Genomic DNA, 24,109 nt, shown 5'->3' with positions numbered 1-24,109 from the left:
GACCAACTTCTACCATATCATCTGGTTGACTCATCAGGTGAACGGTATGTCGGTATCTCATGCAATGCATCTTGCACTGCTGTGGTTCTTCTACGTATCATGACAGCATCAACAGCGATCCTGCCAGGATGTACAAAACCTCCACCTTAGCAGGGAGGACCACGAACCAGGTTTCCTCGCCTCCTGGCCCTGCAGACAGCATCAGGGCCGTGAGGCAAGGAGAAGCAGAAAACATCATCCACAGAGCTATCCTTTAAGCCCGGTCAAATTAATACCGCGAATAATTTGACGTTGGAACAGCAAGAACAACAGGATCGGTGGCACGCTGGCCATGACCAGTCCAGCGATAAAATAATTGAAAGGCAGACCCGCATTGGGTTGCGATTCGTGATACAGCGCCACCATCAAGGACTGGACATTACTATCCGACAGAACCAATAAAGGCCAGAGGAAATCTTTCCAGGTCGCCACGACCGTGAAGATCGTCACCACAGCCAGGGCAGGACGAGAAAGCGGGATGATAATACGCAGAAATAATTGCCAGGAATTCGCACCATCTAAACGCGCCGCTTCAGACAGTTCGGCAGGGATACCATCAAAAAAGCTTTTGAGGATCAGGATGTTAAAAGCATTGGCAGCTTCAGGCAGCAGAACACCACTCCAGGAATTGACCAGTGAGACATTGATAAAAGGAAGATTGCTGATATTTACAAATTGTGGCACCAGATAGGCCACCGGCGGCACCATCAAGGTACAAAAGAAACAGAACTGAATCACATCTTTCCCGGCCGGTTGCAATTTGGAAAGCGCATAGGCAGCCGTAGCCGAGACCAGAATCTGTAATATTACCGCGCCCAGGGCCAGCAGTAAGGTATTGGTAAAATAGAGCAGTAAACCCATGACCTGCCAGGCCTGGACATAATTACTCCATTGCGCATGCACAGGCCAGAATGTAGGAGGAGTCTGAAAAATCTCGCTGCTGGTCTTCAAGCCGCCGCTGAACATCCAATAAACTGGTCCCAGAGATACCACGGTAAATAAGGCGAGCAGAATAAACACCAGCCAGTACAAAGTACGACTCACAGGACGTTGGAGCGTCAGGGGTGAAATAAGCGTGCGCTCACTGGCATCCGTATTATCCTGCATACGACGGAAAAGGTTGTGTCTTAGCGAGCGTGACCGCACTGTTGGCTCCTGCGTGTCCTTTACAAATAGACTCATCTTTATTTAATCTCCTTGCATGAAGTTCCGTGTTATACGCATATAGATCAGTGAGAACACAGCAAGAACAAGAAAGAGAATGGCGCCGGAGGCACTGGCACGTCCAAACTCACCTTGCTGGAAGGCATAGTTATAAATCAATAACAGGATCGTCATCGTCGAGTTTTGAGGTCCACCGCTAGTGATAGTAAATGGCTCCACAAACACTTGCATAGTACTGATCACTTGCAGAATTAGCATCAGCAACATCACCGGGCGAATAGCCGGGAGCGTAATATTCCAGAGACGCTGCCAGAGATTCGAACCATCAATCTCTGCTGCTTCATACAGCGTGGCAGATACTCCCTGCAAGGCCGCAAGATAGATCAGGATGGTAGAACCAGCCGCGCTCCACGTGGCCACCACCACCAGGGATGGCAAGGAGGTGCTGGCATTCTCTAACCAGAGACCCGCAGGCAAATGAAGCAAGGCTAACAATGAATTTAGTAAGCCCGCATCAGGATTGTAGATCCAGCGCCAGAGAAAAACAGTAACAATAGGCGGTAACATGACTGGTAAATAGAAAGCGAGACGAAAGAAGCTTTTGGCATGCCGCATTTCATTAATCAACAAGGCCAGGATCACTGGAATAATATAGCCAAAAATCAAGGCATAAATAGTAAATTCAAAGGTATTCCGCCAGGCAATCACGAAGAGTGGATCAGAGAGGACACGTTGATAGTTTAACCAGCCAACCCAGGCAGGCGGATTAATCATATCAACATTCTGAAAACTCATCACGAAACCCAGCACAATAGGATACCAGACAAAGATGAGAAACGTAGCGAGGGCCGGGAGTAAAAAGAGATATCCCGCCCAACTGCGACGGATAGCGCGCATTATATTTTGCAGACGCGACCGAGAGTTTTTCCTCTGCAACGTGCTCTTCTCCTTCCCTTCTTGTGACAAAGGGGGTGCATCTTGCGCAGGCACAGATACCGATGCATGCGAATGCAGTTCCATACATAGCTCCTTTTCTCTATTACCAATGGTCTGTTACGCTTCATTTGAAGGAGTGCCGCCTGCGGCGGCGGGAATGGGAGAGAGACTGGGGCACAGTCCCAGACCCCAGTCAAGGGGCTTGCGGCCCCTTGCATCCCCGCTTTTCAAATGAAGGGTAACGCAGTACTAGGAACCTGACTGATCAAGAACTTGCTGGAACTGCTGGGCTGCCTGATCCAATAACGACTGAGGATTGGCATTCGCATTCGTTAAGACTGCTTGCATAACCGAGTCAAGCTGAGCGTACATCTTTTGGGTCTGGTTACGCGGCTCGGCGCGGAGCTTTAAAGTGGACGAAGCAAAGGGTTGATAGTTCTGCACCGGGACGTTTTTATACTTATTGGCAAGGTCGTTGAGTTTCTGACGGAATTCACCAACAAAAATGACATTGATGGGTAATCCAACCAGGCGGCCATTGGAGTTAGCATTTTTATACTGGTTTTCCAATGCTCCCAGATCAAATTTAGAATAGAGCACAAAATCGACCGCCGTCTTCAGGACATTTTGCGCTGATTTAGGATTGAAGACAAAGACGTTACCACCGGTGAGAGAGGCGTTGCCGCCATTCTGAGGCATGGGTCCAATACCGTAGTTATCCAGATTTGCCTGGTATTGAAATTTGAAACTGGTCATCTCATCGGGTGCCATCACGACCATCGCAACCTTGTTGGTCGCCAATAACTGCAACAGATCGGTCTGGGTATACAGTTGTTGTTTGGTCATTGACTGATCTGTGAAACGCATATCATGCAGCAACTGGAGGACACTGGTGCCCTGAGCGCTATTGAAGAGAGCTTTCTTTCCATCGGCGGATTGCATATCGCCGCCGGCCGTATACATCCAGTTAGTAAAATGCCAGCCTCCCTGATTTTGCGCGCTGGTCTCAGCATAACCCGCCACGGTCGCAGTCTTCAATTCTTTAGCATAGGCGCGGAACTGATCCCAGGTGGTGGGGGGCTTATCTGGATCCAGGCCAGCAGCCGAGAACATCTTTCGATTGTACCAGAGTGTCAAAGCATAGCCATCTGCAGGGATTCCATAAATCTTGCCGGTGGCTGGATCGGTAATAATGGATTGGATGCTTGGATCGTAGCTGGCAAAATACTTCCATCCTTTGGCCAGACTGGTAATATCAGCTGCCGCGTGCTTCTGGATCATCAGTGGGGGTTCAGTAAAGTAGCTCTCTGTAGCGTCCTCAACCTGTCCCGCTGCCAGTTTCGCAAAATAGGTGGTTGGATCATAGGGATCATTCTTCGCGATGATCTTTTCGCCTGGATACGCTTTCTGGAAGGCCTGGATGGTGGCATTGAATTCTTTGACGGCGTCTGGCTCATTGGTCGGTGGTAACGAGTTTATCGACGCTGTTCCTCCCGAGGCGGTGGTGGCCGCAGGAGCGGTAGAGCCACAGGCAGCCAGAGCCTCCAGGCTCATCAAACCGGCACCCAGGGTGGCCGAGTAACGCAAAAAGTCGCGACGGTCGAGAAATGGTGCCTTGCGAAATGTGCTATCCATGATAAAGTCTCCTTATAAAACTGCATGAGGTCATAACATCATGTTGTTGGCATGTCAGCGTGTGTATGCCACAACATAACAAAAACAACGAACAAAGGGAGAGCAGTCCCGTTGTCTCTACGCTGGTTTATACAACATAAAAACAAGCTGGATAATCAGGAAGATCGCGTCACTTGCGTGCCAGCAGCAAATGGGGCTGTGCACAAATAAGGACCGTGCCGGAGAGCGGGATGTGGTTAGAAAAGCGTGAGTATCTAAATGATGGAGACAGCACCATAGCTTATCGACCTCCAGAGAGATAATTTCGTCGTACAATGACGAAATAGCCAAACGCCACAAATGTACAATTTGATAGGATAACGTTAAACCTGTTTACCGGAACAAGGAACCACAATGTTTCTCCCTTGCCCTACTGCAATTAAGAGATAGATTTAGGTTAACGTTTAACCTACTGTCTGTAAGAAAAGGTAACATAGAAAAGTGTGAATGTCAATAGATAGCGTGAATAAGGCAAAAAGTGCCATTTCCCAGAATCGAATATTTTTTTGGCGTGGAAAAATGCTAAGGTATCGTTATTTCATTTCCGACAGTTGAGGCGCATGATAAGTCTGTTTTCCTTCAGCGGTTGACAATGCAGAGAAAAACATGATACGATAAACGCAACAAGAAGAGTTATCGTTTACCTAAAGTGAAGAGGAAGGTACGACGCTGGAACTGAAACAATCCAAACGTTTAACGATGGCGCAAATTGCTCAGGAAACCGGCGTTTCAATAACAACTGTTTCCAAAGTGCTCAATAATATGCCAGGAGTGGGGAACCAGACACGTGAGCGTATCCAAAAGGTCGTTGAGCGCTATGACTATGTGCAAAATCATGCCGCGCGCCATCTCCGCAAAGGACAAAGCGGACTCATTGATCTGGTTCTGATGCGCTTAGAAGGCGGCTATGATGTTGGTATTATGCACGGTATTCAGGATGCCCTGAAGCAGAGTGGGCATCGTCTGGTGGTCTTCGCAACCAATGAAGATGAATCAACCGAGCGTTTATGGCTACGTCGCCTGCTTGATCAATCAACGGATGGCGTCCTCCTGCTCCTCCCTTATGAGCAGGTCGGGATTACCGATGCCTTGCTGGCGCAACATATTCCCTTTGTCGCGATCGGGGATCGCAATGAACCAACCACAGCCTTCCCCACGATAGGATCAACCATCTGGTTAGGAGGCTATACAGCGACCGAATATTTGATTTCATTAGGGCATCGGCGCATTGGCATCATCACAGGTCCACTTCATCTCATGACATCCCGCGCCCGTCTGGCCGCCTATCGCGAGGCACATGAGCGAGCGGGTATCCCTGTAGATCCTGCCCTGATCTGTGAAGGAAATTATCTATTAGGAGATGGCATTCAGCAGACACACTCCTTACTTGACCTGTCAGATCCGCCAACTGCCATCTTCACTGGCAATGATGCCCAGGCAACAGGTGTCTATCAGGCCCTCTACCAGCGCAATATCAGCATACCCGATGGCATCAGTGTAATCGGCTTTGATGATGTCATGTACACTGCTCAGATGGCACCGCCCCTGACTACCATTCGACAACCATTGATGGAGATGGGAAAAATGGCAACTCATATGTTGCTCAACCTCATCAATGGACAGCCGCTCGACTCAAACCATATCGAACTCTCAACCTCACTGGTAATTAGAAATTCCTGTGCCCGACCGCGCAATGGTTCGTTATAGAAAGGTCTTGCATTCATAGATGTATTGAGGAGGAAGAATCATTTCAATACTGCCAGTGAGAACCTGCGCAATACGGATGGGCATAATCTGTGCGTGTGATAGTAAGAGAGCCAGCACCGTCACAGCCAGCATAATAGCTAATGGAACAGCAAAGATCCAACCACCTAGAATTCGCAGCTCATAACGCAAGCGATCAACGAACATACAGCACCTTCTCCAGTTCAGAGTGATAGTGAAAACATGAACATGTGACCAGTGTAGAAGAAAAATATGACAACGTGATCTTATAAATGTCGCAAAGCTGTGACATTTATAAGATCACGTTGTTTTTAGTGATTTTTAATCAGAAAGAATAAAGTTATCATCGCAGATGCCTTATATTATATCGTCATTTGCGATGCAAATTATACTGGAAGACGCCGGATACGAGGTCATGACATCCTTCACAATCCATTCTTCAGATTCATGGAAGTCATTCGCATTTATTATAATGGTGCCAAATACCATTGACAAACAATAATCTTATCAGTTACTATAATTATTAATAAAGTTGATCAATTAAGTCAATAATCACTATGCGAGTTGAGAAAGGGAGTATTTCCGTGAGTATAGAGCCAATTGAATTTCGTCAAGCTCTGGGGAGTCTGGCATCAGGAGTAACTGTGGTCACGACTCAACATCAAGGACAATTGCATGGTACGACGGTAAGTTCCTTTTGTTCGCTCTCCTTGCAACCTCCTTTAATCCTGATCGGGATCGATCTCCAGGCCACGATCCATGATCTGATTCTTGAAAGTGAGATATTTGCGGTCAATATTCTGGCGGAGCACGCTGAGGCTCTATCCGGGCATTTCGCGCGCCGTCTCCCCGACAAGTTCTCCAATGTCTCTTATCGACTGGGTTCACTGGGTGCTCCATTGCTCGATGATGCAGTGTCTAGATTAGAGTGCAGGCTGGTTGCCCGCTATCCCGGTGGCGATCATTCAATTTTCGTGGGAGAGGTTGTGGCAACCAGCACGCAAGCGCAGAGCCAGCCACTTGTCTACTTCCGCAGTACCTATGGCCGCTTTCACAGCAATGTAGCCAATCTGGTTGCCAATGCAGTTACGGTCAGCACCGCAAACGCGAATTCTTGACATTGGAAATAGTAAAAGACTGCTTCCTTTTAATTAACCCTGTTACAGATATGTATCTGGCACAGAACTTCTTGAGAGGAGAAGATGTGTATGGGACAACCGGATAAGGAACCAATAGTTCAACTTTCGCATGTCAGTCTGGCTTATCAGCATGGACATGCTCAAAGCGCAACGATACTTGAAGATGTGACGCTCTCCATCCAGCGTGGCGAGAAGTTTATGATCATCGGACCTTCTGGATGCGGAAAAACGACGCTGATCAAAGCTATCGGTGGATTTTTGAAAGCGCGTCAGGGAGAGGTAACAGTGAATGGTGTGCCCGTGAAGAAACCAGGTCCGGATCGTGCCTTCGTCTTCCAGGATTTTGAGCAGTTGTTTGCCTGGCGTACCGTGCTCGATAATATTGTCTACGCCTTGCAGGTGACCAAACATCTACCCCGACGTCAGGCAATCGACAAAGCGTCCTTTTATCTGGAACTGGTTGATGTCGCGGCGGCGGCAGATAAATATCCCCATATGCTTTCTGGTGGGATGAAGCAACGCGCCGCGCTGGCTCGTGCATTGGCACTGGAACCCGATATCCTGTTGATGGATGAACCCTTTGGCGCTCTGGACGCCATCACGCGCAACCAGTTACAACTAGAGCTCAACACCATCTGGAGGCGCACAGGTGTCACCATTGTCCTTGTAACGCATTCTATTCAAGAGGCGGTTTTCCTGGGCCATCACGTCCTGGTGCTCTCATCTTCTCCTGCTCGCGTGCTTGAGATCGTCGATACCAGTCAGGCTGAGGATCTGGATAGCCCCGCATTCACCGCCCACTCGCTCCATCTACAATCCTTGCTGGTTCGTCAGGACAAGGACTTGATTAGAGAACAGGTTGTACCGTTAAGTATCGTTCAGTAAAGAGTAAAAAGGAAGGTAAGCATGAGTGTACCCCTGTTTCGAACTGCTGAGAAGAGAACGTTTACATTCCCTGGCTGGCTCCGTTACATTTTGATTGGCGCAATTTTTCTGATTGCCTGGCAGCTCTATGTCTCATTGAGTGGTGTCAGCCAGCTTTTGATCGCTTCGCCACTCGCAACGCTACAGGCTCTGATTGCTGATTTTGCCAATGGTCAGCTTCCCAGCGCAATACTGGTCTCACTGCAAAACCTGGCGATTGGGATGGGCATTGGAATTGTCACTGGCCTCATATTGGCCTCATTATCCACATTTTCACGCTTTGGTCGGGATCTATTGACGGTACTGACTGCTGTATTCAGCCCGCTGCCAGGTATCGCAATTCTTCCGCTGACGATGCTCTGGTTCGGTCTGAGCTCATCCGCGATCATCTTTGTTGTGGTCTTCGGTTCGGTCTGGCCGATCTCAGCCAATACCGATACCGGTTTCCGCACGATTGGCACAACCACACGGATGGTAGCACTCAATCTGGGCCTGACCCGTCTACAAACGGTGCGAGATATCTTCTTGCCAGCGGCGCTGCCCCATATCCTCTCTGGCCTCCGGCTGGCCTGGGCCTTTGGCTGGCGTACCGTTGTGGGGGCCGAAATAGTATTCGGTGTGGCGGGCTCCAATGGCGGACTTGGCTGGTATATCAATAACGCACGCTATTTCCTCAATCCTCCTGCGATCTTCGCTGGTCTGGTCGTCATCTCGCTGTTAGGCGTACTCCTGGATACCCTTTTCCAATTCATAGAACAACAAACCATTGTGAAATGGGGCATGAAACAAGCCCAATAACAGATGCCCCATTCTCACTCTCACCTTCCTCATTTTCAGCCAAAGGAGAAAGTAGTATCGTGAGCAAACGACAATGGCCTCTAGCCATTTCTCTGATTATCCTGGTTCTCTTCCTGAGCGCCTGTGGCAATAACGCAAACGCCGGTTCGTCATCTAACGCGCCCACCTCCTTTACCATTGTCTATCAACCAGGATTGGGGGCCGCGACATTCATTATTTTAAAAAACCAGAAGACGTTGGAAAAACAATTCCCTGACACGAAAATCCAGTGGGATATTGTGAATAGTGGTTCCGCAGTACGCGAGGCAGTGATCTCTAATCAAGGACAACTGGGTACCCTGGGTGTTCCTCCATTTCTGGTGGGGTGGGATAGAGGGATGGATTGGAGGGTATTGCTGGCGACCAGCAGATCAGATAGCTGGCTGATAGCAATAAATCCCAGGTTTAAAACATTGAAGGATTTTGGCCCAAACGATAAGATCGGCGTCGTGGCCCCTGATGCGCAGCAAGCAATTGTCCTGCGTAAAGCAGCTCAACAGCAACTGGGAAATGCGCATGCCCTGGATCGTAATCTGGTGGCGATTGGCTCAGCTGATGGTGAGCAAGCCCTGCTGAGTGGGCAGATCGCGGCACAATTGTCAGGTTCACCTTTCCAGCAACGGGAAATTGCCGCAGGCGGACATGTGGTGCTGCATACAAAAGATGTCTTTGGTCCGGTTGGGGCTGGTTTGACAGTCTTGTCACAAAGTTTCTATAACCAGTATCCCTCGTTCAGTAAAACTGTCTATCAGGATTTAGTGAATGAGTCAACGTATGTCGCAAACCATCATACTGAAGCGGCACAGGCGCTGGCAGCAGATAAAGCCAGCGGCGGCGGTGGCTCGGTCGCGCAGTTTAAAAGCTTACTCGATGATACGAGCCTGGTCTTTGAGAAGACACCCTCTGGCCTGGTTGCCTATGCCACCTTTATGAAATCAATTGGCTTGATCTCCAAAGTGCCTGGCTCCGCCAATGATTTGGAATTGCCCACGGTAAGCGGCACGGGAAACTAGTAGTTGCTCATTAATAATAACCGCATCCTGTTTATATTGCTGATGCGTTGATGGTGATCTGCTTGATCACCTGACTAAAGGAGAATATATGAGTTCACACAAAGGTCAACTAAAACTAGGGGCATTCTTAATGAATACTGGTCACCATGTCGCAGCATGGAGACATCCCGATGCCTGGGCAGAGAGTGGTTTGGAGTTTGCGCACTACCGTCAACTGGCACAGACGGCTGAACGAGCCAGGTTTGATATGGTCTTCCTGGCCGATGGGGTTGCGGTACGTCGGGATCAAAGTCTGGATGCGTTGAGTCGTTCGGGCCAGATTGTGCATTTTGAACCGCTCACCTTGCTCTCAGCTTTGTCCACGGTCACAGAGCATATTGGTCTGGTTGCAACGGCCTCGACGACCTATAATGAACCCTATCATATTGCGCGCAAGTTCGCCTCATTAGATTATCTCAGCGGTGGTCGGGCCGGTTGGAATGTAGTTACCTCCGCAAGTGAAGCGGAAGCGCATAATTTTAATCGCGAACACCATATGGAACATGCCTTGCGCTACGAACGTGCGCGAGAATTTTTAAAGGTGGTAACGGGACTGTGGGATAGCTGGGATGATGATGCCTTCATACGCGATAAAGAATCGGGTGTCTATGTTGATCCTGACAAAATACATGTCCTGAATCATCAAGGAAAGCACTTCGGAGTGCGTGGACCACTCAATGTGGCACGTCCGATACAGGGCTATCCAGTCATCGTACAGGCCGGAGCATCCGAGGATGGCCGTGACTTCGCCGCCTCAACGGCTGAGGTGATCTTTACGGCCCAGCAGACACTGGTGGAGGCGCAGGCGTTTTATGCGGATATCAAGGGCCATCTGGCAAAATATGGACGGACCCCTGAACAGGTCAAGATTATGCCGGGGGTATTTCCAGTCATTGGACGCAGTGAAACCGAGGCTAAAGAGAAATACGATCAATTACAGGAACTAATCCATCCAACAGTAGGATTGACACTCCTCTCAGGTCTGGTGGGTGGGTTTGATCTTTCCTCCTATCCCCTGGATGGTCCCTTGCCTGATATCCCTGAAACGAATCTCCAAAAGAGTCGCTTGCAACTGGTCACCGATCTTGCCAGAAGGGACAATCTGACGATCCGTCAACTGTATCAAGCTATCGCGGGAGCACGCGGTCATCGCACGATCTGGGGAACACCAGAACAAATTGCTGATCAACTCGAAGAGTGGTTTGTACAAGATGCCGCCGATGGCTTTAACATCATGCCTCCCTATTTGCCTGCTGGCCTGGATGAATTTGTGGAGTTGGTGGTCCCGATACTCCAGCGACGTGGCTTATTCCGAACCGAATATGAGGGGCGCACGCTCCGAGAAAATCTGGGCCTGACGCGTCCAGCCAACCAATACAACATCCCGGCGCAGTCCTCCGTCACAGTGACCGCTTAAGCTCTAACAAAATATTTAATGCCTCTCCCATGGAGATTCATTGCTCGCTCACAAGCAGGCGCTCACGCGCCTGTGCTTTTTTCATTACATAGTGGAGAAAAGGGTGCAGTGCACCTTTTCTCCACTATGTAATGAAAATTTGTTGAACACCTCGGGTGCGAAAAATCATGAGTAAAGAGAGCAATACTATGGGCTCTCAGCGCTCTTTGAGCTGCAAGGGTGGCTTGCATTGACCTTCCGCTTCTAAGCAGAACAAAAAGAATGCCTTACTGAAAAAGCTCTGTGGCAGAAGGAAGGATACTATGCGAACAGCAACGCCCATTTTCTGTGAGGACGAAACACATCCCATAACCCAGGCGATACATACGCAGGTTGTGGAAAGCGCAATCCAGACTATGCATACCCATCTGCATGAAATGCTCACTCTCGAAGATCTGGCCTCGGCGGCCTGCCTGAGTCCCTCCCATTTCCACCGTATCTTTTGTCGCATGATTGGCATTCCCCCGGGTGAATTTCTCTCCGCGTTACGCTTTCAGGAGGCGCGACGTTTGCTGATAACGACATCCCTGAGCATAACAGATATTTGCTTTGAGGTTGGCTATACCAGTCTCGGCTCCTTTACGACACGTTTCACCAATCTGGTTGGTCTATCACCTCGCCTCTTGCGTCAGCGAGCCCATGCATTCGAGCCGCCTTCAATAAAGAGAAGCAAACACCATCCCACGGTATCCACTTTCACTCCACTCAAGAACAACATGCTGCGAGGTCGGATCACGGCACCCGCAACCTTTCAGGGCACAATCTATATCGCCCTCTTCCCCGGTCCCATTCCACAGGGAACACCAGTATGTTGTACCAGGCTCCACGCGCCAGGGTCGTATCTATTTCATAGCATTCCTGATGGCATATACTATCTGCGAAGCGCCGCCTTTCCTGTGGCAAACGATCTCCATTCCTCCCTGCTACCCGGCACACAATTGTTGGTTGGCAGCAACACGAGTCCACTGATCCTGCACCAGGGACAGATTGCTGGCGATCCAGATCTCATTCTGCATCCACCTCGCCTGACCGATCCACCACTCGTGATGGGATTGCCCTTGCTGTAAACCCGAGAATGAACGCATGTTCGAAAAAGAGGAGATTGAAGAAGTTTTTCGCTTCTTTCTCATCTATAATGTTTATGTGATGAACACTGGAACTGCTCATTCAATTATGCAAGAGCAGCGTCACATGACACTAGATACGGCAAGACTCAATACACCAATATATCAATGACACGTTGAAAAAGGCATACAACAGAGAAAGGAAGATCCATATGACACAACTGAGTGCTTACTTACATTTCAATGGTAACTGCCGTGAAGCAATGATCTTCTATAAAGAGTGCCTGGGTGGTGAACTCCAGCTACAAGTCATCGGCGAAACCCCAATGGCTGACCAGATGCCTTCAGAAATGCGCGATAATATCCTTCATTCCAGCCTGGTAAAAGAGGGTTTTTCGCTGCTGGCCTCTGACCTGATGGGAGAGGTGAGACCGATCAAAGGTAATACCATTTCCCTCTGCCTTGATTGTGGAAGTGAAAAAGAAATTAATACCTACTTCGCAAATCTTTCCGCTGGAGGAGAAATTGAGCATCCGTTAAAAGAGGAATTTTGGGGCGCAATATATGGTGAAGTGACCGACAGATTTGGCGTCAAATGGTTATTTAACTTCGATAAAAATCAACAGGCATAAGCAGAGATGAAAAGGATGAGAAGCGGTCTTCTCATCCTTTTCTCTACGAGCTCAGGCGATGAATTCTTTGGCGAAGCGGTGGAGTACGGTGAGATCGGTCGCGCTGGGGAAATCCATGATGATTTCATTGATACCCAGGGATTCAAAGGTGGCAATACGCTGGCGAATCGTCTCAGGACTTCCAACCAGAGAGGTATCAGTGAGCCCCTGCCGGAAAGCCTCTGGGACCAGGGCGAGGGCCTCTTCATCGCTATCAGCGATAGAGCAGAAGGCGCCGGTGGTGCGGTAAATACTCGCGTAATCACGTCCTACGTTCTCACAATGCTGCTTGAGAACATCGAGCTTGTGCTGCAATGTCTTCAGGTCTCCACCGACATTACAGGCATCACCATATTGCGCCACCAGTTTCAAGGTCACCTTCTCGCCGCCACCACCAATCAGGATTGGGATATGGGGCTTCTGTACTCCCTTTGGCTGATTGATCGCGCCCTTGATCTGATAATACTTTCCTTCAAAGGTGGCCTCTTCCTGTTCCCACATGGCATGGATCACCTGGAGGGCTTCACGTAGCATACGCAGGCGCTCTGGTGCATCAGGGAAAGGATAGCCATAGGCGCGATATTCATGCTCATACCAGCCAGCGCCAATACCAAAGTTCAGGCGGCCATGGCTGAGCACATCCAGAGTGCTAGCCATCTTCGCCAGCAGAGCGGGATTGCGATAGCTGTTACAGGTCACGATCTGACCAATACGGATACGTTTAGTATCACGTGCGATGGCCGCCAATGACATCATCGACTCAAAGGTCACTTCCTGGGTTGGTAGGGGAACGGTATGAAAGTGATCGACTATCCAGACGGCCTCATACCCTGTCTCATCAGCAGCTTTTGCCACATTGGTCATCGTCTCATAGGCATCAACAGGATCTTTGATATCTACCAGACTCATCTTCCAACCATTAGGAAGCGCAACTCCAAACTTCATACATACCCTCTTTCACAATGACAATTTATCTGTGCCAATAAAGCGATAAAACAAATTCAGTCAACTCACTCCCACCCGGAATACTGCAACGTATTTCATTGCCTTTCACATCCTTATGACTGCATGTCTTGATTATAGCCCATCATCACAATGCCCTTCAAGGCAAGCGTTCTGCGTCCTCTGAAGGTTTCTATGGGCTAAACGTTCTCTAGCTCCGGCTCCAGGCTGACATTACAGAGATCAAAAGCCTGCTTTAAACCCGCCACAGGATCACCCAGGGGGATAAACTCCTGACCCACAAAGCCCTGGTAGCCGGTATGTAATAGAGCACGCATGATCGCTGGATACTGAATTTCCTGATTTTCATCGAGCTCGTGACGCCCGGGATTACCCGCCGTATGATAATGTGCGAAATAGTGATGATTCTCATTGATGGTACGGATAATATCCCCTTCCATGATTTGCATATGATAAATATCGTACAGCAGCCTGACACGTGGAGAATTGACCATCTTGCAAACCTCTATGCCCCAGGCGGTTCGATCACATTGATAATCCTTGTGATCAATCTTGCTATTGAGCAACTCCATAATCAGCGTGACGCCTGCATCCTCGGCAGTTCTGGTCAGGCGCGCCAGTCCTTCCGCGGCGATTTCTGCGCCCTGACGATCCTCCAGCCCTTGCCGATTTCCACTGAAGACGATGATGTTGGGAATATCCCATTGCTCGGCAAGCCGAATGGTTTCACGCAATTAGAAAAGTTTCTCTTCACCTCTCTATAAACATATCCCATGAAATCTTCCTTTGTTCTTAGTAAACGAGAAGCATTAATGGAAATATGTTCTCTTTAGAATTTTATGTTTTTTGCTCTCCCTTCACGAAGATATCTATTTCACTTTTACAATAAAAATTATCCCATTTTCGTGATAGATACAGCATAAACAATCATGGAATAATCTTTACTGGCAGATACAAGGCGTGTTGCATCCGGCGACCAGGAAACTTCCAGGATATCGTTGGTCTGCTTCAGATATTCGAGCAGGCGCTTGCCGGTCAGGGCATCCCAGATCTGAACTGTATCATCCACACCGCCCGAGGCGATGATTTTGCCAGTTGGGGACCATCTGGCCGTCCTCACGGCAGCCGTATGACCCTGATAGGTGAAATCATGGCTGCCAGTCAGGGCATCCCACAGATAGACATTGCTATTCGCATGGGCGGAGAGTATCCACTTCCCATCCGGAGACCAATCAACCTCGTTGATGCCACCAGATGCCGGTCCGGTATAACGAAAGGTCACGCTCGGTTTGGCGCTGTTTGCGCTCCAGACGTGGACGATGCCATCATCGCCACCGGAAACAATACTACCATTATCGGGCGACCAGCGGAGGCTCCAGACGCTGCCCTTATGTCTTGTATAGGTACTGATACGCTGACCGGTGAAGGCATCCCATACCTGAACTGTGCCATCTCTACTACCAGAAGCGATCATCGTTCCATCATGGGACCACGCCAGATAGAGCACAGACTGCTTATGGCCCATGTACTTCATCTGGAGGCTTCCTGTCATTGCATTCCAAATATGGACTGTTTTGTCCGCACTCCCGGTAGCAATGCGTAGCCCATCAGATGCCCATTGCGCGCAATTAATATAGCTCTTATGCCCACGATAAACGCGAACAACGGTTCCCGCTCGCTCATCAAGCACTTTGGCCGTGCTATCGCCGACCGCGCACACAATATATCCCCCATGCGGAGACCAGGCCACATCATTGATATACTCCAACGGCTGTGTTTTATAGGTGTAGAGCACAGTATTCATCAATACGTGAGCAGGAAAACTAGCATGCGGGGGCGGCTGCGCGCTATCTTTATGCCACCAAAAACTTTCTGCCAGTGCGCCAGCCAATACTATCCCACCCGCCCCCAATATCCCTAAGATGGTTCGTCGCGAGAGACCATGCTGCCAATCTATCTTTCGTCCGGGTGTATCCCCATGAACAACTTCAGCGTGGTCCAGCGTCTCATGTTGCAGCGGATCACGGGGCGAGACGGTATCTTGTGCTGCATCAGTTTGCTCATTCTTTATCAATCCAAGGCTTTCCGCATCTTTCTCAAAGAGCGTGCACAGTTTCTGACGATAAAAGGGACAGGGAAAGGCTGAACCAGTCTCCCAGCGCGTCAGCAAATTCGGTTGCGCCCCAATCTTTTCGGCCACCACCGTTTGAGACCAGCCCTTCAGCTCTCGCTCGCGCCTCAGTTTCAGATTTGGTTCATATTGGATTTTCTTTTTTGAGGCTGGTTGACTTCGTGTCTTACGGACTTCATCCATGAACACCTCTTTATAAAATCTCTGGCTGCCAAAAGTAGTATCTATGAAGATATTATACAGGATTGAGCCTTCATCTTGAAGCAAAATCTGGCAAAGGGATATTTTTATGTTGTCCACTGCAAAAAGGTAGCATAAAGATAGAGAAAAGGTAGGAAAAAGGCATAGCTTCTACCGGCGTGAGCAGCTATAGTCGATACAGGAACCGCTGGTGAGCGGCTGCTGGAGTGACACAATGCAATACCATTCACTCCAGGCATCTACATCTCTTTACTGTTTGTTTGTCACACGTATACAAGGAAGGAACCGATGAAAGCAAGACGTACACAGCTCCATCCCTGGTTATCTTTGTTATTCACGCTGGTTATCCTGATGGCAATGGGCACGCCTGCTACCTTTGCGGCGAGCACCCCGGCATATGGACCAGGACAAAATCTAGCGTCTGGTCAATTAAATACAGCTGGCAAGTCGCATCATGTACAGAACGCAGCCTGGGTCAAGCGGAAAACATCCTATCAGATCGCCCGGCCTGGTTACAATGTCATCGCCAATGCGGTGCCAGCATCCAAAACACTCAGTACATCCTATTCCGATCAAATCTGGGAACCACCAACAGTTGGAACAGATGCTGCAGGACACGCTTATACCGACTATTACATGGGTAATATGTGTGGTCCCGGTGCAACAACAGTCGCTCTGGACTACTGGAACAACGTCAATACCCGTGCAGTTGGAGGCCATAACTACAGTGATCCCCACGTCACTACCTACTGGAATGATACCCATGAGCGCGCGTACATGATGTATATCGCAACTCAGGTCTATCCACCCTACTATACCTCGGCTGGTGAGATGTCCTATGGTGCCTATGCGAACGCAGACACAGCCAATCAGGACGTCGACGACGCCTTGAACTGGGAAGCATCCAATCATAATAGCTCAAGTTGGTTCACCTACTTCTATCTCCTGGTGAATCCAGGTGGATTAACCCTGACAACTCTGCAGAATGACGTTGCGTCCGACATCGCTAACTACAATGTTCCTCCGGTTGTCTCGGTGAATGATGCCTACTTACCTGATTGGAATAATAGCTCCTATCGCGGCGGGAGCCATGATATAGCTGTGATTGGTTATAACAACACAGCTGGTACCTTTACCTACGCAGAAACCTGTACCTCAGGTGTATGCGGAACCCTGGGAGCGGGCCACTATACCATTTCGCAACAACAACTGCTGAATGGCATTGAAAACGACAATGGCAACGGAGCTCTGATCTGGTAAACCTGACCAATAGATATTGGCAGCTGTGGCATCCCGGCCAAAACAGGGATGCCACAGTGCGCATGCCAGGCTCATTTACAGACAGAAAGGCCCGCCCCTTTGTTCGATAAAGAGCGGGTCTTTCTGTCTGTAGGTATCTGTTTCAGGTCACACCTCTAGCTACAGGATTATATGATGCGTGGTGGTCCCTGGCGGATGCGTTCACGTATCTCCTGAGGGGTTGCATTGTTCCAACGCGACTCCATCCACCAGGTGATGCCAGCCTCGATCCAGGGACGGACAAGAGTTGCCGCTTGCTCGGGATCGTTCGCAGGCGTCTCACCTTCCCAGATAATATCAAACGGCGTGGTGAGCTTGCGATTGGTCTCAACATAGACTTTGATGGCACGGATATCATCGGGAGTCAGCGGTGTATCGCTCCCATCCTTTTTTTGCGGTACAATGCCGTCCCAACGCAGAACGCGTTGCATCGATTTTTCATGCGGCCAGACTCCAATCGGCCAGACGGGAATACGAGGCTGCTGGAACGAAGGCGGCAAGAGCTGCATACGCTGCACATGATAATGATTACCCTCATAGGAAAATGGCTCTCCACTCCACGCAGCATTTAAAATATCCAGGCACTCATCCATAATAGAAGCCCGTCCCCTGAGGCTCATTTCCTCGCCAACTTTGTAGAAACCAGCATCATCCCTGGCTGCCCCCAGCCCGACGGGCAGCACGATTCTACCTTGTGAGAGATGATCGAGGGTCATGGTTTCACGAGCCAGTTTCCAGGGTCGTCGACGCGAGATCGCAGCTACCATCGGACCAAGTGTGATGCGGCTGGTGCGCGTAGCCATAAGAGCCAGCAAAATCCAGGGATCATACCAGGGACCAGGAGGATTATCTGAAGTGTCAATTGAGATGCAATCAGCAATAAAGACGCCATCCCATCCAGCTGCTTCCGCCTCGCCAGCCATTTCAGGTATTGTCTGAACATCGCCACCGGGCAGAATAAATCCATAACGCATAGCTAAATTCTCCTTGTTCCTCTTTATTTTTCTTCCTCATTTTACTGAACTTTCATGACATCCTCTAGCATATTTTCAAGAACCTCCAAATGGTATCTCGCTCTCAAAAGCCACACCACACTCTATGCAAAAAGAGATGTCCTTTCCTGATCCCTGATGTGCATCCAGCCTTGCTTCTGATCTATCCAGCACCCACCTGTTATCCAGTACCCACCCGTTATCCTGGCCCATTGCACACTCCATAAGAACTATACAATCAAGACAGTGACCAGATCGAATGCATTTGCTAAAGGAGCAAGCTAGGAGAAGAAAAAGGAGAACCAGTGCTTTATACTTTTGAATCTAATGAATAGAAGCGTACGTTTCGAGGCTCACAAAAATTGTGTATTTGAAAGGTTCGTGCTGGCAACATAGTATTCATGCTTGAAAAGATAGAATGAAGAGTGGTAAAATGCTTATCTGTTGTGCGCGTACCAACAAACATTTCGACTATCTGTCATGGAGTCGGAAGAAAAGAATACGAGAACACGAAAAGACGAGTGATGTCTTTTTCCCACGATGGCGTGTCGCTTTATTTCTACAGAAAGCGTAGAAAGAATGGAATTTATACATACAATGCCATCAGAAGATGCAATCACCCCTGAAATGGAAATAGAAATATCGGCAGGTGCCATCACAACTAGTCCACCTGTCACACCGGAGAAGCAGATCAGCAAAGCACTCTATATCCTGCCCGCCTGTCTGGCTCTGATTATGACGGGCTTTGGCATCATTATTCCTGTCTTTCCACAACGCCTGGAGTCGCTGGGACTAGGTTCAGAGACGCTAGCTTTGATGGAGGGAGCCTTTGGACTGGGTACATTCCTTTTCAGTACACCAATGGGAATAATGGCAAACCGCATTGGCCGGAAACCGCTGGTATTACTGGCGCTCTCTGGTTTTATTGTGACAAATCTACTGCTCGCATTTGTCAACACTCCCGTATTATTCATTCTCGTCCGTTTCCTGGAAGGGACGCTGGTCGCAGGCTTTATGCCAGCCTCAATGGCTATGATTGGCGATGCGGTTCCGCTCTCGAAACAGGGACGCTGGATTGGTGTGATGACGAGTGCGCAATCCGGCGGTATTGCGCTGGGACCGGCCATCGGCGGCATCCTCTATCAATCCTGGGGCTTTCGCAGTCCTTTTTTGCTCTCCGCTGGCATTGCGCTCATTGCTTCGCTGCTGGCGCTCATGCTGCTCCCCGAAACCTTGCCGGAACAGGTACGGGCGCAGGCTCTTGAGCGCAAGGCCGAAAAACAACGTGGAGAAACGCGGCGCGCCGCAAATACACCTGGTCTGTTCCATCTGGCCTGGCTGTTTGCAGCACTCCTTCTCATCGATTTCGGATCGCTGTTTGTCTTTCCATTTTCGTTGCCCCAGTATCCTTTCTTTTTTCAGCACACCCTGCATTATGGGGCGGCGCAATATGGTCTGATTATTAGTGCTTACGGCTTGACAGTGGCAATCTTCCCGTTGGTCCTGGGGCGTCTCAGCGATGCTCTGCCGAAAAAATGGCTCGTCGTTCTTGGCTGTCTGTTTGGAGGTGGTCTCAACCTGGGCATGCTCTTCCTGCATTCCTATCCGCTTTTACTGGCAGCTTCTGCCATCACAGGTATCGGAAGTGCTCTATTAATGCCAGCGCTCGGGACGCTCTACTTGAGCGAGACAAACGATCAGAATCGTTCACAAGTCATGGGAATACGCAGTACGGCTATCTCGCTGGCCCTCCTTATTGGTCCGCTGGCACAGGCCGCAATTAGTCCGTTGATTACACCACCCATCACCTTTACTATCGCGACAGGGGTATCACTCTTGATCACTCTTTTTGCCATCATGGCCTTAAAGAATCCCCAAAATGTGCCTATGGCTGAAAAGATGCAAAATATTGTATGATATAACTGTACTTAATTACTTATTGGAAGTCATACCTGTTCTACAAAAGAAAGGATAATTACCAAATAATTATGAGTGATTGGAATACCAAAATCATCGAAGAGTTTCGTGCAAATGGAGGAAAAGTTGGGGGCACCTATGAGAACCGGCCGCTCCTCCTCCTTACCACAACGGGCGCGAAAAGCAAACAACAGCACACGACCCCTCTTGCATTTATGAAGGATGGTGATCGTCTGATTATTGTCGCTTCTATGCTGGGCGCACCGAAGAATCCTGCCTGGTACCATAACATCGTGGCTCATCCAGAAGTTACCATCGAACTTGGTTCCGAAACCTTCCCGGCGACTGCGACAGTTATTGAGGGAGAACAGCGCACACAACTCTGGGCACGCACAACAGAAGAATTCCCGATTCTTGCCGATCATCAAGCCAAAACAACACGCCAGATTCCATTAATCGCCATCACAAGACACTAATTCATCCTTTTATGATGTATCGCGAGTTTTTCAAAAATTCAACTTCTCAGCAATCAATAGAAGAGGACAAGGCATAGTGTTCATGTCATGCCCTACCCTCTTCTATGTAAGCTCTACTTAACTGGTTGGTGCTCCATTCAGTGTAAACGAGGTAGGACTGGTATCATTGCTCGTCCAGGTGCCATTAAAACCAAGGGTCACGGTTTGCCCGGGTACAATGGTTCCATTGTAACTCACATTCGTGATCGAAACTTGCTTACCAGTCTGAGTATAGCTTCCACTCCACAATTGAGTGATCTTTTGATCACCAGGAAAGGTAAATTGCAAGGTCCATCCATGGATGGTTGAAGTACCATTGTTCGTAATTGAGATACTCGCTGAGAATCCTCCTTGCCACTGATTTACCTGATACCCGACATGGACGTCTCCAGAAGCAGGTGGGGTTGATGTTGGCGTTGGCGTTGGATTAATTGGGGTTGGCGTCGGCGTTGGAGAAGGACCACTTCCTGCCAGAGCAATCAGATGAGCCTTGAGTCCCGCACCGAATGCAGTAGGTGTCCCGTTATAATTAGAGATCAGTGAAGGATAACTTCCGCAATCATAGGTATCCCAGCCCCAACCAAGATATCCAATACCGTGCTGATCAAGCCAGGCCATTGCCGTATTGATGAAACTACTACTACAATCATTCTCTCCCATCTCACCAGTAATGACAGGCACTTTGGTAGCTACCGGAGCAATGGTTGAGTTCCAGCAGCTCGCGTTAGCGCAGGCATTAAAATTGTAGAGATGGAACGAGGCAGCAAGATTATGTAACGGGTCGTTCGGCTCGTTTTGAAGCCATTGTGAAAGATCATTAGAATAAGCGAGGCCGCCCGCCATCAGGACATTCGTCGCACCTGTTGCACGTACAGCATTGACCATTGTTTGCATCCCCGCAACGGCGAAGCTGACATCGCCACAAGGTGCCTGATTCGCAGCCGTACTGCCATTGAGCCAACAACTCCAGCTTTGCATATAGGGCTCGTTGAATAGGTCAAAGAGCACCGATGAATTATTCTTGAACGTATTTGCGACCGAGGTCCAGAATGTACTGGTGTGATCAAGATCAGGCATAGGCGTTTGCGCGGTTGCCTTCTGTGTACCGGGGGCCGCCCAATGGAGGTCCAGAATCACCGCGATATTATTAGCATTGAGCAGGTTCACATAGGAAACAATCGCCTGCTGATACTGTGCGGCGTTATACGAACCCGCGGGAAAACCATTGATACCAAGCCAGCAATCCTCATTGAGAGGGAGTCGCACGGTATTGATATCCCAACTCTGAAGAGCCTGTACCGAAGCCAGATCGCTCGGACCGTCGAAAACCGCTGTTGTAGTAGCGGCATCACACTCATACTCGGTTCCACCACGATCGACACCTAGAGGACGAAAGACCTGTCCACTTGCATTCTCAATTGTATTTCCAACAACGTGTAAACCAGCAATTGAACTTGCTGCCTGAGCCTCTTTTGGAATACTCGCGACAAAACCAGTCAATGCAGAGACGAGTAGCACAATAAGCAACGGTGCTATCAGTGTTTTATACTTCCAGCGCATTACGCGTTCTCCTTCCCTGGATGAACGTTGACACTCAAATTGAACCTACTCCTTTTCGAGTATACCTACCCCCAGACAAGATTGACAAGGCAACCTGTCCCGCTGAACAAAAAGTAAAGACTCTTGAGAACTGGCATTCCACCAGTCTCAAGAGTCATGGCTATAAGATATTTTCTTGGATTGATAGGCTCAGTGAGCTACTTGTGCGGGATTTCTGGTTCACCCTTTCTTTCTTGCCGAGAGGCTTGCCAACGCATGTCTGTACAGAACAAAAAATGGCCCACAATTGTCTATTGATGAGCCATTGAGATGCCTATGTTTACGTCAAAAATACAGATGGGATTTAAAATTCTTGTGCAGACAATTGAGATTGTCCACACAAAAAGATTCTAACGCACTATTCCTGATCAGATGGAGGATGGCAAACGGGAAGAAAATAGGAGTTGTCATCAATTGAACCTATCTTGATACGTCGTGTAGTCATTGCTAGCAATGAAGCATTAACTTGGAACCACAAGTATACTTTGAGAGGATGAACAAATGGGAGGGGGGCGATTTCTGCTACCTGGAACACACAAATATACAGGACAGGCACTTTGCAATGGCTCATCCCAGCGCTTACGGCTGGCCTCATCAACCATAACAGATTATCAAGCAAATTTGACTGTTGTGCTTGTCCCTCTTGCTAGCAATCTCTAACAAGGAGACTACCCACTTCATGAAGACATCGAAGCATTGGCGTCAAAACGATGCCACTGTCATAGGCCGTCAGCTGTTGAATAAAGTTCCTGAAGTTACTATCTACTTCTGGATCATTAAAATCTTATGCACGACCGTAGGAGAGACAGCCGCAGATCTCCTGAATACAAATTTGCACCTGGGCCTGACCAATACATCCTTCGTTATGGGTGGCCTGTTGATCATCGCGCTCTTCTTTCAATTCGCGACAAGAAGATATGTACCGGGCATTTACTGGCTCGCAGTCGTCTTAATAAGCGTCGTTGGTACACTGATCACAGATAATCTGACCGACAACTTTGGAATATCACTGGAAACGACCACTATCGTCTTCAGTGCCGCACTGATAACAACCTTTGTGTCCTGGTATGCAAGTGAGAAAACACTATCCGTGCATACCATTTATACCTTACGTCGAGAAATCTTCTACTGGCTCGCCATCCTATTCACCTTCGCTTTAGGGACTGCAGCGGGAGACCTCGTAGCAGAAAGCTTGAATCTGGGCTATATAATATCAGCAATCATATTCGGTTCAGTAATCGCTGTCGTCGCCGTCGCTCACCTGCGCTTCAAATTAAATGCAGTCCTGGCCTTCTGGATCGCCTACATTTTGACGCGTCCCCTCGGTGCCTCACTGGGTGATTATCTATCCCAATCCCACGACGATGGAGGTCTGGGACTTGGGACAGTTATGACAAGCGCGCTCTTCCTGCTTACCATCTTAATCACCGTTACCTACCTCGCCATCACGAAAAAAGATGCAATGGTAACAATGGAATTGCCTGTACCGGAACTCGAAAATGAGCCAGGAGAACCGGAAGAATGGACGGCCACCTCCTCCCATCGCATGGATTAAATAAGATTTGCCTGCTCGCGGTGCTACATACACTCACGCATGTTTGCACCGCAAGCTGAGTTGCAAGAGGCTATAAACTACAAGCGTTGGTAATCATTATAGCGTTCCAGAACCAGCTTCCTTCTTCTGCAGATTTGATCTAGTGTGTTATAGAGGTATTTTCCGCTCCAATGGGGGCACGCTGAAACGTGGCTCCGAATTGTCCAAAAAAATAAATAATCGAGTGGGCAGGTGCGTAAAGTACCTGTCCACTCGA

21 protein-coding genes are annotated in these 24,109 nt (G+C 48.9%); 12 read left to right on the top strand and 9 right to left on the bottom strand.

Features of this window, described 5'->3' with window-relative positions:
• Window positions 1-246: 246 nt before the first annotated feature.
• From F1593_RS03000 to F1593_RS02990, 3 genes are all read right to left on the bottom strand, one after another.
• A complete protein-coding gene (locus F1593_RS03000; protein ID WP_216368754.1) occupies window positions 247-1,221 on the bottom strand; it encodes a carbohydrate ABC transporter permease in 975 nt (324 codons plus the stop codon).
• 6 nt (window positions 1,222-1,227) lie between these two features.
• Entirely contained in the window at window positions 1,228-2,223 is a 996-nt protein-coding gene (locus F1593_RS02995) for a carbohydrate ABC transporter permease (protein WP_149400087.1), read from the bottom strand.
• A gap of 165 nt (window positions 2,224-2,388) precedes the next feature.
• A complete protein-coding gene (locus F1593_RS02990) occupies window positions 2,389-3,774 on the bottom strand; it encodes an extracellular solute-binding protein (protein ID WP_149400086.1) in 1,386 nt (461 codons plus the stop codon).
• 738 nt (window positions 3,775-4,512) lie between these two features.
• Between F1593_RS02990 and F1593_RS02985 the strand changes: the two genes are divergently transcribed.
• A complete protein-coding gene (locus tag F1593_RS02985) occupies window positions 4,513-5,520 on the top strand; it encodes a LacI family DNA-binding transcriptional regulator (RefSeq protein ID WP_149400085.1) in 1,008 nt (335 codons plus the stop codon).
• Here the strand turns inward: F1593_RS02985 and F1593_RS02980 are convergent.
• Window positions 5,515-5,724, bottom strand: coding sequence for a hypothetical protein (locus F1593_RS02980; RefSeq protein WP_149400084.1), 210 nt, complete (start codon window positions 5,722-5,724; stop codon window positions 5,515-5,517). The genes F1593_RS02985 and F1593_RS02980 overlap by 6 nt on opposite strands.
• 398 nt (window positions 5,725-6,122) lie before the next feature.
• Here F1593_RS02980 and F1593_RS02975 point away from each other — a divergent pair, with 398 nt between their 5' ends.
• The 7 genes from F1593_RS02975 (at window position 6,123) to F1593_RS02945 (ending at window position 12,642) form a co-directional block, all read left to right on the top strand.
• Window positions 6,123-6,656 (top strand): flavin reductase family protein, encoded by a 534-nt coding sequence (locus tag F1593_RS02975; protein ID WP_235932473.1) that lies wholly within the window; start codon window positions 6,123-6,125, stop codon window positions 6,654-6,656.
• 90 nt (window positions 6,657-6,746) lie between these two features.
• Window positions 6,747-7,562 carry an ABC transporter ATP-binding protein gene (locus tag F1593_RS02970; RefSeq protein ID WP_149400082.1) on the top strand — a complete coding sequence of 272 codons (816 nt, stop codon included), beginning with the start codon at window positions 6,747-6,749 and terminating at the stop codon, window positions 7,560-7,562.
• A gap of 21 nt (window positions 7,563-7,583) precedes the next feature.
• Window positions 7,584-8,399, top strand: coding sequence for an ABC transporter permease (locus F1593_RS02965; RefSeq protein WP_149400081.1), 816 nt, complete (start codon window positions 7,584-7,586; stop codon window positions 8,397-8,399).
• A 59-nt stretch (window positions 8,400-8,458) separates the two neighbouring features.
• The gene (locus F1593_RS02960) at window positions 8,459-9,451 is read left to right on the top strand and encodes an ABC transporter substrate-binding protein (protein ID WP_172631821.1); all 993 of its coding nucleotides are present in this window, start codon (window positions 8,459-8,461) and stop codon (window positions 9,449-9,451) included.
• A gap of 88 nt (window positions 9,452-9,539) precedes the next feature.
• Window positions 9,540-10,907 (top strand): LLM class flavin-dependent oxidoreductase, encoded by a 1,368-nt coding sequence (locus tag F1593_RS02955; protein ID WP_149400079.1) that lies wholly within the window; start codon window positions 9,540-9,542, stop codon window positions 10,905-10,907.
• Between the two features lie 302 nt (window positions 10,908-11,209).
• Window positions 11,210-12,013, top strand: coding sequence for a helix-turn-helix domain-containing protein (locus tag F1593_RS02950; protein ID WP_149400078.1), 804 nt, complete (start codon window positions 11,210-11,212; stop codon window positions 12,011-12,013).
• Window positions 12,014-12,222: 209 nt separating this feature from the next.
• Complete coding sequence (locus tag F1593_RS02945; protein ID WP_149400077.1) at window positions 12,223-12,642, top strand: VOC family protein; 420 nt, start codon at window positions 12,223-12,225, stop codon at window positions 12,640-12,642.
• 51 nt (window positions 12,643-12,693) lie between these two features.
• Here the strand turns inward: F1593_RS02945 and F1593_RS02940 are convergent, their stop codons facing one another.
• The 3 genes from F1593_RS02940 to F1593_RS02930 form a co-directional block, all read right to left on the bottom strand.
• The gene (locus tag F1593_RS02940) at window positions 12,694-13,626 is read right to left on the bottom strand and encodes an LLM class F420-dependent oxidoreductase (protein ID WP_149400076.1); all 933 of its coding nucleotides are present in this window, start codon (window positions 13,624-13,626) and stop codon (window positions 12,694-12,696) included.
• A 197-nt stretch (window positions 13,627-13,823) separates the two neighbouring features.
• Window positions 13,824-14,378 carry a hydroxypyruvate isomerase family protein gene (locus F1593_RS02935; protein WP_149400075.1) on the bottom strand — a complete coding sequence of 185 codons (555 nt, stop codon included), beginning with the start codon at window positions 14,376-14,378 and terminating at the stop codon, window positions 13,824-13,826.
• Window positions 14,379-14,536: 158 nt separating this feature from the next.
• The gene (locus tag F1593_RS02930) at window positions 14,537-15,958 is read right to left on the bottom strand and encodes a WD40 domain-containing protein (RefSeq protein ID WP_149400074.1); all 1,422 of its coding nucleotides are present in this window, start codon (window positions 15,956-15,958) and stop codon (window positions 14,537-14,539) included.
• 306 nt (window positions 15,959-16,264) lie between these two features.
• Here F1593_RS02930 and F1593_RS02925 point away from each other — a divergent pair, with 306 nt between their 5' ends.
• Window positions 16,265-17,236, top strand: a complete 972-nt coding sequence (locus F1593_RS02925) for a hypothetical protein (protein WP_149400073.1) — start codon at window positions 16,265-16,267, stop codon at window positions 17,234-17,236.
• A gap of 167 nt (window positions 17,237-17,403) precedes the next feature.
• On the opposite strand, the gene F1593_RS02920 is transcribed toward F1593_RS02925, so the two are convergent.
• Complete coding sequence (locus F1593_RS02920; protein ID WP_149400072.1) at window positions 17,404-18,249, bottom strand: LLM class flavin-dependent oxidoreductase; 846 nt, start codon at window positions 18,247-18,249, stop codon at window positions 17,404-17,406.
• A gap of 615 nt (window positions 18,250-18,864) precedes the next feature.
• Between F1593_RS02920 and F1593_RS02915 the strand changes: the two genes are divergently transcribed.
• Together F1593_RS02915 and F1593_RS02910 are read left to right on the top strand one after the other, a co-directional pair.
• Window positions 18,865-20,184 (top strand): MFS transporter, encoded by a 1,320-nt coding sequence (locus tag F1593_RS02915; RefSeq protein ID WP_172631820.1) that lies wholly within the window; start codon window positions 18,865-18,867, stop codon window positions 20,182-20,184.
• A 71-nt stretch (window positions 20,185-20,255) separates the two neighbouring features.
• Window positions 20,256-20,660, top strand: coding sequence for a nitroreductase family deazaflavin-dependent oxidoreductase (locus F1593_RS02910; RefSeq protein WP_149400070.1), 405 nt, complete (start codon window positions 20,256-20,258; stop codon window positions 20,658-20,660).
• A 117-nt stretch (window positions 20,661-20,777) separates the two neighbouring features.
• Here the strand turns inward: F1593_RS02910 and F1593_RS02905 are convergent, their stop codons facing one another.
• On the bottom strand, window positions 20,778-22,259 hold the full coding sequence (locus tag F1593_RS02905; protein ID WP_149400069.1) for a cellulase family glycosylhydrolase: 1,482 nt from the start codon (window positions 22,257-22,259) through the stop codon (window positions 20,778-20,780).
• Window positions 22,260-22,977: 718 nt separating this feature from the next.
• Between F1593_RS02905 and F1593_RS02900 the strand changes: the two genes are divergently transcribed.
• Complete coding sequence (locus tag F1593_RS02900) at window positions 22,978-23,853, top strand: COG4705 family protein (RefSeq protein WP_149400068.1); 876 nt, start codon at window positions 22,978-22,980, stop codon at window positions 23,851-23,853.
• Window positions 23,854-24,109 lie beyond the last annotated feature (256 nt).

It is taken from the genome of Dictyobacter arantiisoli (assembly GCF_008326305.1).
GTDB classification, from domain to species: Bacteria; Chloroflexota; Ktedonobacteria; order Ktedonobacterales; family Ktedonobacteraceae; genus Dictyobacter; species Dictyobacter arantiisoli.
This window is presented reverse-complemented; position numbering and strand designations above follow the sequence as displayed.